Annotated in this window: 11 protein-coding genes, 2 tRNA genes, 3 rRNA genes and 1 pseudogene; 1 reads left to right on the top strand and 16 read right to left on the bottom strand. The window is 34.9% G+C overall.

The window, feature by feature from the left end:
- Positions 1 to 14 precede the first annotated feature (14 nt).
- The 12 genes from NZD85_RS11680 to NZD85_RS11625 form a co-directional block, all read right to left on the bottom strand.
- On the bottom strand, positions 15 to 854 hold the full coding sequence (locus NZD85_RS11680) for a hypothetical protein (RefSeq protein ID WP_260541928.1): 840 nt from the start codon (positions 852 to 854) through the stop codon (positions 15 to 17).
- 55 nt (positions 855 to 909) lie between these two features.
- On the bottom strand, positions 910 to 1,776 hold the full coding sequence (locus NZD85_RS11675) for a sigma-70 family RNA polymerase sigma factor (protein WP_019975176.1): 867 nt from the start codon (positions 1,774 to 1,776) through the stop codon (positions 910 to 912).
- A 124-nt stretch (positions 1,777 to 1,900) separates the two neighbouring features.
- Positions 1,901 to 2,842, bottom strand: a complete 942-nt coding sequence (gene hutG / locus NZD85_RS11670; RefSeq protein ID WP_260541927.1) for a formimidoylglutamase — start codon at positions 2,840 to 2,842, stop codon at positions 1,901 to 1,903.
- Positions 2,843 to 2,844: 2 nt separating this feature from the next.
- Positions 2,845 to 3,450: a trimeric intracellular cation channel family protein gene (locus NZD85_RS11665; protein WP_188319244.1), complete on the bottom strand. Its 606-nt coding sequence runs from the start codon at positions 3,448 to 3,450 to the stop codon at positions 2,845 to 2,847.
- 48 nt (positions 3,451 to 3,498) lie between these two features.
- The gene (locus NZD85_RS11660) at positions 3,499 to 4,107 is read right to left on the bottom strand and encodes a trimeric intracellular cation channel family protein (protein ID WP_171621790.1); all 609 of its coding nucleotides are present in this window, start codon (positions 4,105 to 4,107) and stop codon (positions 3,499 to 3,501) included.
- 129 nt (positions 4,108 to 4,236) lie between these two features.
- The gene (locus tag NZD85_RS11655) at positions 4,237 to 5,619 is read right to left on the bottom strand and encodes an NAD(P)-binding domain-containing protein (RefSeq protein ID WP_225542800.1); all 1,383 of its coding nucleotides are present in this window, start codon (positions 5,617 to 5,619) and stop codon (positions 4,237 to 4,239) included.
- Positions 5,620 to 6,129: 510 nt separating this feature from the next.
- Positions 6,130 to 6,237 (bottom strand): 5S ribosomal RNA (gene rrf / locus NZD85_RS11650).
- Positions 6,238 to 6,495: 258 nt separating this feature from the next.
- Positions 6,496 to 9,280, bottom strand: a 23S ribosomal RNA gene (locus tag NZD85_RS11645).
- 236 nt (positions 9,281 to 9,516) lie between these two features.
- Positions 9,517 to 9,590 (bottom strand) — tRNA-Ala (locus tag NZD85_RS11640).
- A 16-nt stretch (positions 9,591 to 9,606) separates the two neighbouring features.
- A tRNA-Ile gene (locus NZD85_RS11635) sits at positions 9,607 to 9,680 on the bottom strand.
- 105 nt (positions 9,681 to 9,785) lie between these two features.
- A 16S ribosomal RNA gene (locus tag NZD85_RS11630) occupies positions 9,786 to 11,304 on the bottom strand.
- The 16S, 23S and 5S rRNA genes sit together here with 2 tRNA genes alongside, the layout of an rRNA operon.
- Before the next feature lie 846 nt (positions 11,305 to 12,150).
- Positions 12,151 to 12,585: a hypothetical protein gene (locus NZD85_RS11625; RefSeq protein ID WP_260541926.1), complete on the bottom strand. Its 435-nt coding sequence runs from the start codon at positions 12,583 to 12,585 to the stop codon at positions 12,151 to 12,153.
- Between the two features lie 410 nt (positions 12,586 to 12,995).
- Here NZD85_RS11625 and NZD85_RS11620 point away from each other — a divergent pair.
- Positions 12,996 to 13,316: pseudogene (locus NZD85_RS11620) on the top strand (transposase); the annotation flags it as partial.
- Between the two features lie 165 nt (positions 13,317 to 13,481).
- On the opposite strand, the gene NZD85_RS11615 reads toward NZD85_RS11620, so the two are convergent.
- The 4 genes from NZD85_RS11615 to NZD85_RS11600 form a co-directional block, all read right to left on the bottom strand.
- Positions 13,482 to 13,796: a hypothetical protein gene (locus NZD85_RS11615; protein WP_260541924.1), complete on the bottom strand. Its 315-nt coding sequence runs from the start codon at positions 13,794 to 13,796 to the stop codon at positions 13,482 to 13,484.
- A gap of 1,364 nt (positions 13,797 to 15,160) precedes the next feature.
- Positions 15,161 to 16,381, bottom strand: coding sequence for a bifunctional folylpolyglutamate synthase/dihydrofolate synthase (locus tag NZD85_RS11610; protein WP_260541923.1), 1,221 nt, complete (start codon positions 16,379 to 16,381; stop codon positions 15,161 to 15,163).
- Between the two features lie 102 nt (positions 16,382 to 16,483).
- Positions 16,484 to 17,644 carry a Na+/H+ antiporter NhaA gene (gene nhaA / locus NZD85_RS11605; protein ID WP_260541922.1) on the bottom strand — a complete coding sequence of 387 codons (1,161 nt, stop codon included), beginning with the start codon at positions 17,642 to 17,644 and terminating at the stop codon, positions 16,484 to 16,486.
- Positions 17,645 to 17,752: 108 nt separating this feature from the next.
- Positions 17,753 to 18,811, bottom strand: a complete 1,059-nt coding sequence (locus tag NZD85_RS11600; protein ID WP_260541921.1) for an anhydro-N-acetylmuramic acid kinase — start codon at positions 18,809 to 18,811, stop codon at positions 17,753 to 17,755.
- Positions 18,812 to 19,254: the final 443 nt, after the last annotated feature.

Below are 19,254 nucleotides of genomic sequence, written 5' to 3'. Positions count from 1 at the left end.
TTGGAGTTTTTAATTTATTTTTTTCTTGTATCAATAAATTCGTAATTATTATTATTCTGATTAAATGATAAATCAAAAACTTTAAATTTTATTTGATTTACATTCAAAACTTCAAATGTATAAACATCTGTCATTCCAGAATCTTCATGATACTCGTAAAACTTATTATCTTTTACCCACCATTTTCCTTTCTCAATATGATTTTCTGTTTTTCTTCCTTTCATTTTAGTTTTAAAATCTAAAACAAAAGTTCCATCAATATTTCGAGTCATTGTCCATTCTTTAGACACTCCTTCTATTTGATTATCCTTTTCCGAACCTTCCCAAATACCTACTAATCTAGCATCTTGAACACCATCTGAAGAGTCATGTGAAAAACCATTTATTTTATCGCTCATATTCATCAATTTCTGCATAGATTTTGCTTTGAATATAGAATATTGCTCTTCATAATAACTTGTTTGATCGGATGATTTTTCTTCATCAAATTTTTCTGATCGAAATCCTAAAACTTGTTTCTTCTTTTTAAGTTTAAAATTGACTTGATTTTGATTTATCTTATAAGAAAACTCGTCATTGTATTCTTCTCCAATTTCTGTATAAAGATCATTATTCGTGTTCCAATGTCCAACTTCTTTCGCATAGATCGAATCATTATTGTAAATCAACTCTAAAAATAATGTAAATGTTCCATCAGCTTTTCTATCAATAAAAGCATTTCCTTTTACAGGATCATTTTTTGTTGTATAGATTGTAGATTTCCAAAATCCAACTAAATTTTGATCAATTTTCTTTTGACCGAAAGAATAAGTTGAAAAAAGTATAAGAGTAAATAGTAAAATAAAGTTTCTCATAAAGTGTTTTAATATTTATAAAAAAAGCAGCTTATTTAGCTGCTTTCTTATGTTTTTATCGTCCGATATACGTTTTCAAAATCTTCGATCTTGATGTATGTTTTAAACGACGAATTGCTTTTTCTTTAATTTGACGAACACGTTCTCTCGTTAAATCAAACGTTTCACCAATTTCTTCTAACGTCATTGGGTGTTGACCGTTTAATCCGAAGTATAAACGAATTAAATCAGCTTCACGAGGCGTTAATGTTTGTAATGCACGTTCAATCTCTACACGTAAGGATTCGATCATCAACTGAACGTCTGGAGATGGAGATTCACCAATATTTAATACATCGTATAAGTTAGAATCTTCTCCTTCTACTAATGGCGCATCCATTGAGACGTGACGACCAGAGTTTTTCATCGACTCTTTTACATCACCTTCAGACATATCCAATACTTCAGAAATTTCTTCCGCAGATGGAGCACGCTCATGTTCTTGCTCTAATAAAGCATACGCTTTATTAATTTTATTAATTGATCCAATTTTATTTAATGGTAAACGTACAATACGAGATTGCTCTGCTAATGCTTGTAAGATAGATTGACGAATCCACCAAACGGCATACGAGATAAATTTGAAACCACGTGTTTCGTCAAAACGTTGCGCTGCTTTAATCAAACCTAAATTTCCTTCATTAATTAAATCTGGTAAACTTAAACCTTGATTTTGGTATTGTTTCGCAACAGAAACCACGAAACGTAAGTTTGCTTTTGTTAATTTTTCTAAGGCAACACGATCTCCTGCTTTGATACGTTGTGCTAACTCTACTTCCTCCTCCGCTGTAATCAAATCTACTTTACCAATCTCTTGTAAGTATTTATCCAACGACGCAGTTTCACGATTTGTTACCTGCTTTGTAATTTTAAGCTGTCTCATTTAACTAAAACCCTCTTATTTTAAAATGATTATTATCGATTTCTTGGGTGGTTTATTAACACCACTATATATGTATACGCAGATAACTGAAAAAGGTTACAAAATATTGTAAATTATTTCATAATTAATGTCTTAAAACTTCGTAAATCATTTGTGCAGAGAGTTTCGCTGTTGAGTTATCAACATCAAAAAGCGAATTATACTCGACCAAATCAAAGATTTTAACTTTATTCGAATTCATTAAAACTTTCAAAATATATTTTACTTGAAAAGGCGTTAAACCATTAATTGTCGTTGCACTTACACCTGGTGCATACGCTGCATCAAAAACATCCATATCCAATGATACATAAAGTGCATCATATTGTTGAATGATAATTTTAAGGTCTTCTAAAATTTTATTCAGATGTAAGTGTACTTCATCGGCCATGATAAACTTAACACCTAAGTTTTCTGCTCGATGAAATAATGCTTTTGTATTTCCCAATTCTTGAATACCAATTGGAATATAATTAAAATTCATTTCGTTTTGTTCGCAATACTTTGCCATTTCATAAAATGGTGTGCCAGAAGTAGATTGCGGATTTGGCGTTCTCAAATCAAAATGCGCATCAAGATTGATAATTCCAATATTTTGATGTGATTGTGCTAAAGCTAAAAAATCGCCCAAAGCTGTTTCGTGTCCACCGCCAATCACTATCGGAAAATGATTTTGTTTGATGATTTTATGAACTTGATTAACCTGTTCTTCTCTCGCAGTTTCTAAATCTTTGTCGTCGCAAACAATATTTCCAGTATCAAAAATAAAATCTGTTTCAGAAAAATGCAAAGGCAAATTGGCTAATGCTTTTCGAATGAAATCTGGTGAATTCTTTGCGCCAATTCGTCCTTTATTTCGTTCAACTCCTTCTTCTGAACAAAAACCAAGAATTACTTTTGGTTGAATGGATGCTGATTCAAATTGATCATAATCGTTGATTACTTGATGAACTCTTAAGCCTAACTCTCCGTCTTCAGAATCAATTCTTCCTGTCCAAATTTCTTGATTAAATGGTGTTTTTTGCATGATTAATAAAATTTAGGTAACGATAAATTAAACTTAACTGTCACAATACGAATTGCAGCAATAATAGCTCCTGAAACAATGAAATTAATATTTCGATCCAGCCCAAAATCATCAAAAATTAGATAAGCTACCCCACCTACAATACACGCTGTTGCATAAATTTCTTGTACAAAAATAAACGGCGTTCTATTCATCAAAACATCACGCAACATTCCGCCCATCACAGCCGTCATCATTCCCATCATCACAGCTATAAAATCATTTGCACCTAAAGAATGTGCTTTCTCTAAACCTACTATTGTAAATAAAGCGATTCCTAATGTATCAAAAAGCATTAAAGTAATTCGTAAACGTGAAAAATACTTAAAAAATATTCCTGCTAATAAAATTCCTGCAAAAACGGCATAAATCACATTCATATCGCTAATCCAAACCAACGGATAACTATTCAAAAATAAATCGCGCAAGGTTCCTCCTCCAACAGCAGTTATAAAAGCAAAACAAGCGATTCCAAACCAATCGTGTTTTCGTCTTTCATCACCAGCTAAAGCACCTGAAATTGCGAATACAACAGTTCCGAATAATTCAAAAATGTATTGAATTTCCATGTATAAAAATTAATTTGCTAAGATAGTTAAAGGATTTTAATCTTCTTGTTAATGACTTTTGAACTTAGGCAAGGACAAATTGTATTTTACTGCAGCCAAACGAATAGCAACAATTGCTCCGCCAGAAATAAAGAAATTAACATTACGACTAATATCCAATTGCCATAAAATTAAATATATAATTGCACCACAAAGACATGCAAACGCATAAATTTCTTTTTTGAAAATTATTGGAACTTCGTTCAACATCATGTCGCGTATAACAGAACCAAATACCGCTGTAAACATTCCCATGACTGGTGCAATGACAGGATGTATCCCAAGATTTAAAGCTTTTTCTAAACCAACTATCGTAAACAACGCAATTCCCAACGTATCGAAAAGCATAAAGGTTTTGCGTAGATTGAGTAACGGTTTATAAAAAATTGCAGCCAGAATAACACCAATTGCAACAGCATATATAAGGTTAACATCTTTGATCCACATAATCTCTACAGAAAGCAAAATATCACGTACTGTTCCTCCTCCAATTGAAGTTAAGAATGCAATAAAGGTTACACCAAACCAATCGTTACCTGATTTTTCGTCTGCAGCTAAAGCGCCAGAAATCCCAAAAAAAAGTGTTCCAAATAATTCGAAAAAATATTGAATTTCCATTTCTATTGTATTACATCATATTGAGTTAAAATATTCAAAAGAATCATTTTTCATTGTTAAAAATGATGTTTAAATATACAATCGAAAAATAAAAAAAGACTAACATAATTGTTAGTCTTTTTGATTGTATTAATAATAATTTGTTTTTTCTAACTCTTTCTCATCAATTGGATCTTCATCTAAATATCGTTCTAAACTATCATCCAATTCCTTCATCCAAGGTGTATGATGTTTTTCTGCTTTTGTTTGGTCCATAACAGATGTGAATGTTTTATCGCGATAAGTCAAAATATTTTCTTCTTTATCTTTTAACCAAACTTTGAACATTTCGGCAACTTTATCCAAATCAAACATTGGATAATCTGTTAATTCAATCAAATCTTTAATATAATTTGTTTGAAAATCAACATGATCATCTGCTGAAATACATTTACTTTCATCTTCCATCCATTTTTGAATATCAGTCTGAATAGCTTCTTTAGAAGGTAAATTAATTCGACCTAAAATATAATCTCGTGCAAACCATGCTTGTGCATCAAACATATTGAATGTATAATATTGATCTTGCATTCCCAAAAATAACAATTGAGCGTTAACATCTGATATTACACCTTTATACATCCCTTCTGGATACAGACAATTTTTGGTTTTTAGACGTAAATTATCTGGTAAAAATGGAAACTTATGTTGATAACCTGTACACATGATAACAGAATCAAACTCTTTTACAGTTCCATTTTTAAAAAAAGCCTTTTTATCCTCAAAATGTGTTACCAAAGGTAATTCTTCTATCCCTTGTGGCCATTTACAATCAATCGGATTCGTACGATATGAAATCGTAACTGACTTAGTACCGTGTTTATAACATTGTACGGCAATATCTTCTGCAGAATAACTACTACCAATCAACAAGATATCTTGATCAATAAAAGGATCTGCACCACGAAAATCATGCGCATGCATTACATTTCCTGTGTAATTTTCTATTCCTTTAAAATAAGGCATATTTGGTGTAGAAAAATGCCCTGTTCCGACAACTAAATAATCAAAAAACTCTTCAAAAGTTTCATTTTTCTTTAAATCATCAAAAACAACACGAAATTGCTTCTTCTCTTCTACATAATCTACCCACCTTGCAACGGTATTAAACTGTATGTACTTTCGTGCATTACTTTGTTTAATCCTTCCTTGTATATAATCAAACAAAACTTCTCGCGGTGGATAAGAAGATATTGTTTGATCAAAATGCTCAGAAAACGTATAATCCGCAAATTCTAAACATTCTTTTGGTCCATTCGACCACAAATATTTATACATACTGCCGTGTAACGGCTCTCCGTATTTACCTACACCTGTACGCCAAGTGTAATTCCACATTCCTCCCCAGTTGTCTTGCTTCTCAAAACATTTAATTTCTGGAATTTTGTTACCTTTCTTTTCTTCCGACTCGAATGCTCTTAACATAGCTAAACCACTTGGTCCAGCACCGATAATGCCTACTTTTAAACCCATGAATTGTTTTTAATTAAACTTATATGAACTACTCAACTATCTCGCGATAGTAACTGATTATTTTGTCTGAAACGACCTGATATAGAATTTCGAAAATTCTATTTTATAATGAAAAAATAGAACGTGCAATAACCTCACCAAATTAAGAGATAGAACATCTCTTGATGAATAAATCTTATTCAAATAATATTTTTGAAGATACGAAAAATTTAGCTAACAAACAAATAATCATATTCTCTGGGCGTTCCCTCGCCAACAAAATTATAATTAAATAGTAAAAAAATCCTACGCTCGGTCGGGCTATCCGCTGCAATCTTTTGTTTGGAGTAACATAGCACCTAAAAACAAAATCCTTCGTCAAACAAAAGGATTTCCACTACTATCCCTAACGCGTTTAGCGTTTAGCGTTTAGCGTTTAGCGTTTAGCGTTTAGCGTTTAGCGTTTAGCAAAATTACAAAACATATAAACACAAAAAAGCCTCAAGAAATAATCTTGAGGCTTTTGATAAAAACTGGCGACGACCTACTCTCCCGCAATAGCAGTACCATCGGCGCAGGCAGGCTTAACTTCTCTGTTCGGAATGGGAAGAGGTGAGCCCTGCAGCTATAGTCACCCTAATATTTTTAATTAGGTATTAGTTCCTAGTATATCTTGACATTATTAAATGTTGTATTAAGTCTTATGTTTTATTGTATTAAGTGATTACTTAATACTTTTTACATAATACATTTTACAAACTCTTACAATCTGGTATTACATGTTTAATCCAAATAAGATTAACTAACCTTCTCTATGACGATTAAATCAATCTTAGTATTTAATCTTTTTATTTTGGTTGGTATCGCTACCAACTATCTTTGATTCGTTGTACTTTTAAGAAAAAGTCTATGGGTAATTAGTACTACTCGACTATGACATCGCAGCCTTTACATCTATAGCCTATCAACGTTGTAGTCTACAACGACCCTTTAAAGAAGTCTAATCTTGCGGCGAGTTTCGCACTTATATGCTTTCAGTGCTTATCTCTTCCAAACGTAGCTACTCAGCGGTGCACCTGGCGGCACAACTGATACACCAGAGGTTTGTTCAACACGGTCCTCTCGTACTAGAGTCAAGTCCGCTCAAACTTCTAACGATCACAACAGATAGAGACCGAACTGTCTCACGACGTTCTGAACCCAGCTCGCGTGCCACTTTAATGGGCGAACAGCCCAACCCTTGGGACCTTCTCCAGCCCCAGGATGTGACGAGCCGACATCGAGGTGCCGAACCTCCCCGTCGATGTGAGCTCTTGGGGGAGACTAGCCTGTTATCCCCGGAGTACCTTTTATCCTTTGAGCGATGGCCCTTCCATACGGAACCACCGGATCACTATGTCCTGCTTTCGCACCTGATCGACTTGTTGGTCTCACAGTCAAGCACCCTTATGCCATTACACTCTACGCACGGTTACCAAGCGTGCTGAGGGTACCTTTGAAAGCCTCCGTTACTCTTTTGGAGGCGACCACCCCAGTCAAACTACCCACCATGCACTGTCCTTCCTAAAAGGAAGTTAGGCTCCAAGTAAATAAAGGGTGGTATTTCAACAATGACTCCACAATACCTAGCGATACTGCTTCATAGTCTCCCACCTATCCTACACATTATTTACCCGAAGTCAATACAAAGCTATAGTAAAGGTTCACAGGGTCTTTTCGTCCCGTTGCGATTAACCGGCATCTTCACCGATACTACAATTTCACCGAGATCATGGTTGAGACAGTGCCCAGATCGTTACACCATTCGTGCAGGTCGGAACTTACCCGACAAGGAATTTCGCTACCTTAGGACCGTTATAGTTACGGCCGCCGTTTACTGGGGCTTCAGTCAAAACCTTCGAGTTACCTCTAAGCTCCTTCCTTAACCTTCCAGCACCGGGCAGGTGTCAGACCCTATACGTCATATTTCTATTTTGCAGAGTCCTGTGTTTTTGATAAACAGTCGCCTGGGCCTTTTTACTGAGGCTGTCATTGCTGACAGCGACCTTTCTCCCGAAGTTACAGGTCTATTTTGCCTAATTCCTTAACCATGAATCGCTCGAGCGCCTTAGGATACTCTCCTCGACCACCTGTGTCGGTTTACGGTACGGGCTGCACATCTCGCTATTTCTTGGAACAATTTTCAGAGGATTATCACTCCAGCCGAAACCTTCGTGTACTATCCCTACTTTACGTAGGTTCAACGTACTATTCCGTCAGTACGCACCTCCTACAATCATTCGTCACTTTTATTGAGTGCAGGTACGGGAATATTAACCCGTTTGCCATCCACTTCCCCCAAAGGGTGCGTGTTAGGTCCCGACTAACCCTCAGCTGATTAGCATAGCTGAGGAATCCTTAGTCTTACGGCGAATAAGTTTCTCACTTATTTTATCGTTACTCATGCCTACATTTTCTTTTCTAAAAGCTCCACCACCCATTACCAGGTGACTTCTGCGCCGTTAGAATGCTCCCCTACCAGTACATCTAAAAGATGTAATCCATAGCTTCGGTAATATGCTTATGCCCGATTATTATCCATGCCGGATCGCTCGACTAGTGAGCTGTTACGCACTCGTTAAATGAATAGCTGCTTCCAAGCTAACATCCTAGCTGTCAATGCAATCCAACCGCGTTTTCTCAACTTAGCATATATTTGGGGACCTTAGCTGATGGTCTGGGTTCTTTCCCTCTCGGACATGGACCTTAGCACCCATGCCCTCACTGCATAGAAACATATATTAGCATTCGGAGTTTGTCAGGAATTGGTAGGCGGTGAAGCCCCCGCATCCAATCAGTAGCTCTACCTCTAATATACTTTACTAAACGCTGCACCTAAATGCATTTCGGGGAGTACGAGCTATTTCCCAGTTTGATTGGCCTTTCACCCCTACCCACAGGTCATCCGAAGACTTTTCAACGTCAACCGGTTCGGTCCTCCACTTTGTGTTACCAAAGCTTCAACCTGCCCATGGGTAGATCACAAGGTTTCGCGTCTAATACTACTGACTATAGCGCCCTATTCAGACTCGCTTTCGCTACGGCTCCGGACCTGAAGTCCTTAACCTTGCCAGCAACATTAACTCGTAGGCTCATTATGCAAAAGGCACGCCGTCACACTTTAGTGCTCCGACCGCTTGTAGGCGTACGGTTTCAGGTTCTATTTCAACTTTCTATTCGAAATGCTTTTCACCTTTCCTTCACAGTACTAGTTCACTATCGGTCTTTGAGGAGTATTTAGCCTTGGAAGATGGTCCTCCCATATTCGGACAGAATTTCTCGTGTTCCGCCTTACTCGTTATCAACATTATAAAAATTTCACTTACGGGACTATCACCCTCTTCGGTTAACCTTTCCAGGTTATTCTGTTATCCTTATAAAGTCTTTAGGGCTAATCCGCGTTCGCTCGCCACTACTTACGGAATCTCAATTGATTTCTTTTCCTATTGGTACTTAGATGTTTCAGTTCCCAACGTTCGCTCTGCTTGCGCAGTGACATGTCTTCAACATGCCGGGTTGTCCCATTCGGAAATCTTCGGATATAATGTGTATGTGCCACTCCCCGAAGCTTATCGCAGCTTATCACGTCCTTCATCGCCTCTCAAAGCCTAGGCATCCGCCGTACGCCCTTTGTAACTTTTTTCTCGATTTAACCGTCATATTATTGAGCGGTTATGTTAATCTTACTCGTTTTATTGATTAATTGTATACCTTTTTAAAACTTTTGTATTTATTTCTAAATCTGTTTGTTTTTGATTGTATGCGATTATAATTATTAAATTATAATCTGTTTCTAATAATGTCAATGAACTCTTCTGTTAATTCGGAAATGTGATAATTTGCTAATTAGCTAATTAAATAATTCTCAAATTAAAATCGTGGAGAATATCGGAGTCGAACCGATGACCTCTTGCGTGCAAGGCAAGCGCTCTAGCCAGCTGAGCTAATCCCCCTCTTTATGTTATTTAGTAGTCTCAGGCAGACTCGAACTGCCGACCTCTACATTATCAGTGTAGCGCTCTAACCAGCTGAGCTATGAGACTCTTTAATACTCTTAAAGAGTGGTCTATATTTATAGTTTATACAGAATAAAAAGCCGAATCAAAATCAATCTTCTAATTAATAGAAGAAAATTCGTCGTTCTCTAAATATGAGATGTTCCAGCCGCACCTTCCGGTACGGCTACCTTGTTACGACTTAGCCCTAGTTACCAGTTTTACCCTAGGCAGCTCCTGTTACGGTCACCGACTTCAGGTACCCCCAGCTTCCATGGCTTGACGGGCGGTGTGTACAAGGCCCGGGAACGTATTCACCGCATCATGGCTGATATGCGATTACTAGCGATTCCAGCTTCATAGAGTCGAGTTGCAGACTCCAATCCGAACTGAGATAAGTTTTCGAGATTCGCATCCTATCGCTAGGTAGCTGCCCTCTGTACTTACCATTGTAGCACGTGTGTAGCCCAAGACGTAAGGGCCGTGATGACTTGACGTCGTCCCCACCTTCCTCGCGGTTTGCACCGGCAGTCTCATTAGAGTCCCCGTCTTTAAACGCTGGCAACTAATGATAGGGGTTGCGCTCGTTGCAGGACTTAACCTAACACCTCACGGCACGAGCTGACGACAGCCATGCAGCACCTTGCATTCTGTCCGAAGAAAAAACTATTTCTAGTCCTGTCATTATGCATTTAAGCCTTGGTAAGGTTCCTCGCGTATCATCGAATTAAACCACATGCTCCACCGCTTGTGCGGGCCCCCGTCAATTCCTTTGAGTTTCATTCTTGCGAACGTACTCCCCAGGTGGGATACTTATAACTTTCGCTTAGCCACTGAATCCGAAAATCCAACAGCAAGTATCCATCGTTTACGGCGTGGACTACCAGGGTATCTAATCCTGTTCGCTCCCCACGCTTTCGTCCATCAGCGTCAGTTAATGTTTAGTCACCTGCCTTCGCAATTGGTGTTCTGCGTAATATCTAAGCATTTCACCGCTACACTACACATTCCAGCAACTTCAACATTACTCAAGACTAACAGTATCAATGGCAGTTTCATAGTTAAGCTATGAGATTTCACCACTGACTGATTAATCCGCCTACGGACCCTTTAAACCCAATAAATCCGGATAACGCTTGCACCCTCCGTATTACCGCGGCTGCTGGCACGGAGTTAGCCGGTGCTTATTCTTCTGGTACCTTCAGCTATCTACTCGTAGATAGGTTTATCCCCAGATAAAAGTAGTTTACAACCCATAAGGCCGTCATCCTACACGCGGGATGGCTGGATCAGGCTTCCACCCATTGTCCAATATTCCTCACTGCTGCCTCCCGTAGGAGTCTGGTCCGTGTCTCAGTACCAGTGTGGGGGTTCACCCTCTCAGGCCCCCTAAAGATCGTCGACTTGGTGAGCCGTTACCTCACCAACTATCTAATCTTACGCATGCCTATCCTACTGCGATAAATCTTTCAAAATTCCATAATGCTATGAAATCTATTATAAAGTATTAATCCTCCTTTCGAAGGGCTATCCTTTTCAGTAGGGCAAGTTGCATACGCGTTACTCACCCGTGCGCCGGTCTCTAATTCCCGAAAGAATTACACCCCTCGGCTTGCATGTGTTAGGCCTCCCGCTAGCGTTCATCCTGAGCCAGGATCAAACTCTCCATTGTAAATTATTTTGTTTAGTCTATAAGACTTATGTTTTTACAACTTCGAATTTCCTTAAGCTCCATTATTCAAGGATTGACTTCGTTATTATTCGGCTTATTTTTTCTTCTGTATATATTATAATTTCAAATGAACTTCTCAGTTTATAACTTACAAAACATCGCTGTTTCTGTAAGCGGTTGCAAAGGTAAAACTTATTTCTTAACTACCAAATTTTATTTTAAAAATTTTAAAGTTTTTATTTCAACAAATCAATTTACTTCGCAGCAAAATCACTCTCGTGATTTGCGGTTGCAAAGGTAAAACTTATTTCTAATTCAACAAAATTTATTTTTAAAAATTTTGTCGCTTGTTTTACTTTATGTCAACTACAATACTACTCGTCTTTCGTATTGGGATTGCAAATATACAACCCATTTTTCCGAACTTCCAAACACATTTTACATTTATTTTACTTTATATCCCTAACTAACTGTTATGACGGGAAATATTTTTTGAGATTTTTAGATTTGAGAAACTAGATAGTAGATTTCTGACCCGAAAACATCGTTTTTACAACAGAAAATGAGTAGATGTTGTGCTTTATAATTAGTAGCTCTGGGAAATTCTGTCACTAAATAATAAAGTCGAGCTAAACTTTAGCTATATAATATATGGTAGTTCTAATTACAGGTTCCTCAACAAGTATTTACTTTCTGCCCTTCGGGCAAGAAGGAAGATTAGAAGATTAGTTGTTATAAGCAGTTTTTTATTCATCGCTTCCAATGTAGCTCAATTCTTTGTTTTTTTGTCTAACTGAAATAAAAATTGGAGTTGTGCAACAGTTACCCTTGTTATGTGACGTTTTTTTATATCTTTTTTAAGTCTTTTGATAAAAAATATCCAGCAAATATTCCGTAAATAATTCCAAATATTGCATAAAACCAAAGTTGATAAATTGAATATCCTATTATTGAATCTAAAATTTTTGCTTCACCAAATTCAAAAGAACTAATAATACCAACTATTAATGCTTTAAAGTATAATATTAAAATCCAAGAGAAAAAGAGAGCGATAAATGATATTCCATAATATTTTTTACTACCATTTTCAATTTTTTTATTCAAATAATTTGAAACCAATATTCCAATTATAGGAATTCCAATTATTGTCGCAGTCCATTCTTTCCAATCTCTTTCAATCGTATAAATTCTTGGAATTTCACCGATAATAAAATAAAAAATAGTAAGAAAAATGAGTCCGAAAAAATAATATTTAGCAATTAAAAATTTTATATTTTTCAATTTAGCGGTTTGTTTTAAAATGTCACACAACGGAAAAAGTATTGGTGAAGTGCGGGCTTTCGAAGAACAAAATGTTCAAGAAAGAACAAACGTAGCCGATGCTTTTTCAATGGAACTAAGTTAATCAAAAATGTGGAATTGGAAAATATTGCGGCTAAAAAAGTAGAGTAGTTCAATTTACATTTAAACCCCACTATTGCAAAACCCTTGTGCTTGTTGCACAACTCAAAAAAAAAAAAAAATTCGGATCTTGTGGTATGCAAGGACGAAAAGAATTTACCCCACAATTATTTTACGAACTAAGTTTAGATCGGTTAGTTCCACCCGATAACTTTTATCGCCGAGTAAATCAAGCATTAGATTTACATTTTTTGTATAAATCCACTCAAAAATATTACGGCACTCAAGGTCAAGAGAGCATTCACAAACCATTGTACGATAAAATGCACGAAAAACTCACCCAAAACAAAGCGTATCACCGCAGGTTAGTAAAGCGTCGAAGTGCTACAGTAGAACCCGTTTTAGGAACGTTGATTAACTTTTTTAATATGAAAAAGATCAACAGCAGAGGGATGGCACAAGCCAATAAACACGTTTTGATGTCAAGTTTATCTTACAACTTGAAGAAATACCTGCGCTTTATTTTCAAAATCCCACGTATTTTAGCCCAAGTTGTTTCCCTAAAACAAGGGAAATACAGCTTTTTACAAAAGTACTCCTTCACAACTTAAAAAAGTGCGTTTTTAACCCCCTATAATCTTACAATTTAATATATTTCTCTAAAAATAAACCTCGCTTAAAATGGCTTAAACGAGGTCAAATATTTTAAATTTTTATAAAAATTGGAGTTGTGCAACAGTTACTGCTGTTAGCAGAAGTTCTTTTGTGATTTTTGTTTAACTCCAACTCATATTTATTTTTACAATATTGTTTTTTATCTCAACTTTTCCACCGAAAGCATTTTCTTTACCAGGATATATTTCGTAGATTTTGGTTTGATTTTCGATTTTTGGAATATTATTTTTTAATCTTTTACTTTTTTCTATCCAAGAGTTAATTTCTTTATCCGAACTTTTAAATTCAATTATAAATTGTCTTGTAAACATTGAACCTTTTTTTTCAATGTTTATAATTTCAGCATTTTTTGGAAATTCATTTAATCCACCCCAATTTAATGAAGTTTTAATAATTTCATTCCTTTCCCAAGGCATTACAAAATTGCTAAAAAAAATTATATAAAACAGAAAAAATTGAGATGACTGAAAAAATCAGAAAATATGAAAGAACTTTATTTATTCTTTTAATGCTTTTTTTGTTTAACATGATTTTGGTATAGAATTTATGCTAACTCTTAAATATACGCAACTTTCTACAAAAACCAAATAAAAAGTAAAATAGACGCTATTTACTGAAAGTGAGTAAATTAAATATGATGATTAATTGCATATTTAGAATTGTTTGTGGATTTTTTTTGTGTGATTTTAAATTCAAATAAAGTTTTACGTTAACAAATAAGAGTATTCTTGAAATTATAATTGGCCATAAAAACATATAAAAATCGAGTGAATTTTCTTTTATATTTTTTAGACTATCAAACATATTTTTCCAACCTTGAGTTCCAGTCAATATTGAAATGAAAGTAAAATACCCTACGATACTTAAAAATAGAACTAATATTTTTAGTCATAATTTTGATTTAAGCTTCGTGAAAAATCAGCTATATCCTCAATTCGTACTTGCAGCTTACTCCCTACTTAAAGGCAGGATGAAGGCAAGATGAAGGCAACATAGTGGCAGTAGAGTGGCAGTAGAGTGTATACAATACTTTTTTTGGACGGTTGAAGGTTGATGGAAATTCGTCTAAGTTCTCGATACAAAAATCACAGATTTTCACTCGAAATGACGAAAATTAAAAGTGGTTTTCAAGAGTTTTAATTTTGTTAACGGTTTATAGTTTTAAAAAAAGGAAACTCATTGCGCGCGAGGTTTGTATTTTCACTGCATGGAATGATTAGGCGGTGACGATTTGCTGAATCAAGCAAATGGGCAGCGGCTACTTTTGGGTAATGAACTCGGGAAAGGTTTCGCGAAGCGAAATAAATTAGTCAAAAAAAGAAAGGCTACCCAAAATGGATAGCCTTATTACTTGTTATATTCTTATTCTGAAAAATTATTTATATAACCGAGTACGTATCATAGGATTGGAAATTGTACTACAATTTTTTAATTTTTATTTTAAAATATTGTGTATCTCCATAAGTACATCCTTGACATTTAGTAACTACTTTTAAATATAAACTATCTACAGCACTATATTCTGATTATAATTTTTTTTATTGAATTGACAAATATAAACTATATAAATCAATCATTTATGCTCTCTCTCTTTAAAAGATGCATTTTTTAGATATTCAACTTACTGACAAACAACAGCTTACCCATTTTTTTCAAAAAAAACTGAATCATTAAATCGATTTGAATAAACAAGTTATAACAGGATCAGTTTATCCTAATTATTACATCTGTATTTTACCTTTCTAAATAAAAAAATATCAAATCAATTAAAATAATAAAATCAAATCACTTCAGCGACAACGAATGTACTCCCTCCAATATAAATCATATCATTCACAGAAGCATTATTTTTGGCTGCAAGCAATGCTTTTTCTACAGAATCGAAAAAATGTTTGTCCTGTATATCTTCTGGAATTATTTGATACAGCTCATCAATATCATATTTCCGTGGAACATTTGGTTGACAAAAATAATAAGTTGCCTTTTTTGGAAAAAACTGAAGAATTGACAAAACATCTTTATCGTTGACAAATCCCAAAACTAAATGCAATTGATTATATGGTTGTTCATTAATTTGTTTCGAAACTTCTGCTAAACCATGGGGATTATGCGCCGTGTCAGCAACAATAAGCGGATAATGACCAAGAATATCCCAACGACCACGAAGGTTTGTGTTTTTTACAACATTCAATAATCCATTAGTGATATTATCTGTAGAAATCGTCCACCCTTGTTTTTGTAATTGTTCTATCGCTGCAAGTACAGCCCGTTTATTTTTGATTTGATACGAGCCTTTCAAATCTGAAGTTAAATTTTGAAAATACTTTTCTTCGGCTAAAATAATTTCTGCATTTCGTTCTTGGGCAACTTTCATAAAAACTGGTTTTGTTTCGGCAGTTGTTTCTCCAATGACAACCGCTGTATTTGGTTTAATAATTCCAGCTTTTTCAAATGCAATTTTATCCAAGGTATCCCCTAAAAACTGTGTATGATCTAACCCAATATTTGTAATAATTGAAAGTTCTGGTAAAATAATATTTGTTGAATCTAAACGTCCTCCTAAACCTGTTTCAATAATTGCAATATCCACTTTTTGTTGAACAAAATACTCGAAAGCCATTGCAATAGCAATCTCAAAGAAAGATGCTTTTTGATCGATTATTTTTTGTTCGTGTTTATTGACAAAATCCACTACAAATTCTTCTTCTGCCATCACACCATTCACACGAATACGTTCTCTAAAGTCTTTCAGATGTGGAGAAGTGGTTAATCCAGTTTTGAAACCTGCTTCCTGAAAAATAGAAGCCAACATATGAGACGTACTTCCTTTACCATTTGTTCCTGCAATATGTACTGTTTTAAACTTCGTTTGAGGATTTCCTAAATATTTACACAAAGCTGTAATATTAGTCAAATCAGCTTTCATAGCAGAAGCTCCTACACGTTGAAACATGGGTAAATTTGTAAACAACCAATCGATTGTTTCTTGATACGTTCTCATTTATTTAAAATTTTATACGAAGATACAATCTAAGTCAATAAAAAAATCGAATTTCTCTGAAGAAAAATTCGATTCTATTTGTTCTTATTTTGATTGATTTAATTAATCTGAATAATCTTGTTTCGTTGTTAATAAGATTTTTAAAAGTACAAAACCAACTATTGCAGCTGTCAAAGAAGCTACCAAAATCATCAGTTTTGCTTCTTTTACATAGCTTGGATCTTTGAATGCTAACATCGAAACAAAAATCGACATTGTAAATCCAATTCCTCCTAAAATTCCTACACCAAAAACTCGTTTAAAATTGACTGCCGTTGGTAATACACATAATCCTAATTTTACTGCAATCCATGTAAATAAAGTAATTCCAACTGGTTTTCCGACCACTAAACCTAAGAAAATACCTGTAGCTAATGGAACACTAAAATGTGAAAAACCTCCAGCATCTATCGTTATTGCGGTATTTGCTAAAGCAAATAATGGTAATATAACAAATGCTACAGGAATATGTAAAGCATGCTCCATTTTAGCTGAAAGTGATTTAGAATCATCTTTATCAAAAGGAATTGTAAATGCAACCAAAACTCCCGCAATAGTAGCATGAATACCCGAATGTAACATAAACCACCACACAGCAATTCCTCCTATAATATACGGAATCATTGATTTTACTTTCATTTTATTCAGCGCAAAAAGACCGAACAAAATAGCCATTGCAATTCCGAATTGTGTAAAATCTAAAGGCATTTCTGGATTTGGATAAAACAACGCAATCACGATAATTGCTCCTAAATCGTCAATTACTGCCAAAGCAGTTAAAAATACTTTTAGGGACATAGGAACACGTTTTCCCAGCATCGTAATAATTGCAACAGCAAATGCAATATCAGTTGCCATCGGGATTCCAAAACCATGAATGGTATCTGTACCTGTATTGGTTAAATAGAAAATAAAAGCTGGCATAGCCATTCCTCCAATTGCTGCAAACACTGGTAAAATCGCCTTTTTAGTATCGGATAATTCTCCTACAAATATTTCTCTTTTCAGTTCTAAACCTATCAAGAAAAAGAATACTGCCATTAATCCATCATTTATCCAATGTGCGAATGAATGTCCAAACATGTCCATCTGCCAAATAGCATCATACGATTCTGCAAACGGTGAATTGGCTAAGAATAAAGAAAATGCTGTACAAAATATCAAAAATATTCCTCCAGACGTTTGGCTATGAAAAAATTTATTAAAAAGTTTAGTAACAATCATTGTATTTTTTTTAGTTCGGTAAAATTAATGAACTCGTTTTTAACTGCCTAATTATAACTTAAGAATTGAGCTTTATTTAAAACTAAACTTCCTTTTGATATTATTGCTTTAAATCGCTTCGAAAATAACTCCTGAGCAATGATCTTTACTCGCACCAGTTACAGAAGACAAGCAATTAACTTCGTTCTTAATTCGTTTATATCCAAGAAAAGCAAAGATTAAAGCTTCTTTAAAATCGATTAAATTATCGTTTGGAATGATGATTTCAACATCAGATAAATCTCGTAATCTATTGATAAAAAATACATTTCGTACGCCTCCTCCAGTTATCAACACATTGTTAATATCATAAAATGAAAAGACTTCTTGAATTTGAAACAAGAAGTGCTCTGCACAACTTCTCAACTTATCTTGTGTCGAAATAGCATACTTATCAACAATTGTTAAGAACTCTGATTCGATCCATTCGTATCCCAAAGATTTTGGATAAGACAATTGATAAAATGCAAGCTGATTTAACTCTTCAACCAACGCGTGATTTACATTTCCTTGTTGTGCGATTTCTCCATTTTTATCATAATCAACTCCTAATTGATTTGCATAATGATTCAGAACAATATTAATCGGACAAATATCAAACGCAATACGTTGTTGGTTTCTATTCAAGGAAATATTAGAAAAACCTCCTAAATTGAGACAAGCATCATATTGATGAAACAACAATTCGTCGCCAATCGGAACCAAAGGCGCACCTTGTCCTCCTAAAACAACATCTTGTGTACGAAAATCACACACTACTTTTTGTTGACAACGAGAAGCTATTGCAGCACCATTTCCGATTTGTAAAGTAAATGATTTCTTCGGTTGATGAAAAATAGTTTGTCCATGCGATGCCACAAAATCCACGTCTTTTATTTCATATTTTTGCATGAACTTTTTTACTTGTTCTCCCAAAAAACAACCAAAATTAACGTCTAATTCACACAAATTCATTGCAGAACATTGGTAAGCCTCGGAGAGATTTTTTCGCCAATCTGCTGTATAAGTGATGGTTTCGGCATGTAAAATTTCGAAAGTACCTGCATCATCAAACCGAACGTAGCAGATATCCAAACCATCTAATGATGTTCCAGACATCAAACCAATACAAAAAGTATCATTTTTCATGAGGTAAATTTAATGAGAGAATTTGATAGTTAAAGAGTCTTTAAGAATATTATAGATTAAAAATCTTTTGTTTGGATTTGTTAAACTCCTCCAAAGATTCGGAATAAGAAAAGAATTATCTTATATTTTTTTAGCGCCTTTCTATTGAAAAGTCAATTTGAATTCGTTTGAAAAATAAATTATTTTTTAGATTAAAATAAGTAGACTTTATATAAAATAACAACTACTCTTTTCTCAATCTGCGTTAGGGATAGTAGTGGAAATCCTTTTTTGGTGTGGAGCTTGTCTACACACCAAAAAAGATTGCAACGGATAGCCCGCCCGAAGGGAACGCCCAAAATAAATAAAACATAGTGTTGATAATTCTCTAAGTTCAACAAATAAGTGCAACTCAAATTAAATCATTGGGGGCTAGCCCCCAATGATTAGCCAAGTGCTAAATT

This window comes from Empedobacter stercoris (assembly GCF_025244765.1).
Taxonomy (GTDB): Bacteria; Bacteroidota; Bacteroidia; order Flavobacteriales; family Weeksellaceae; genus Empedobacter; species Empedobacter stercoris.
Note: the sequence above shows the minus strand (reverse complement) of the source record. Positions and strands in the feature narration are given on the sequence as shown.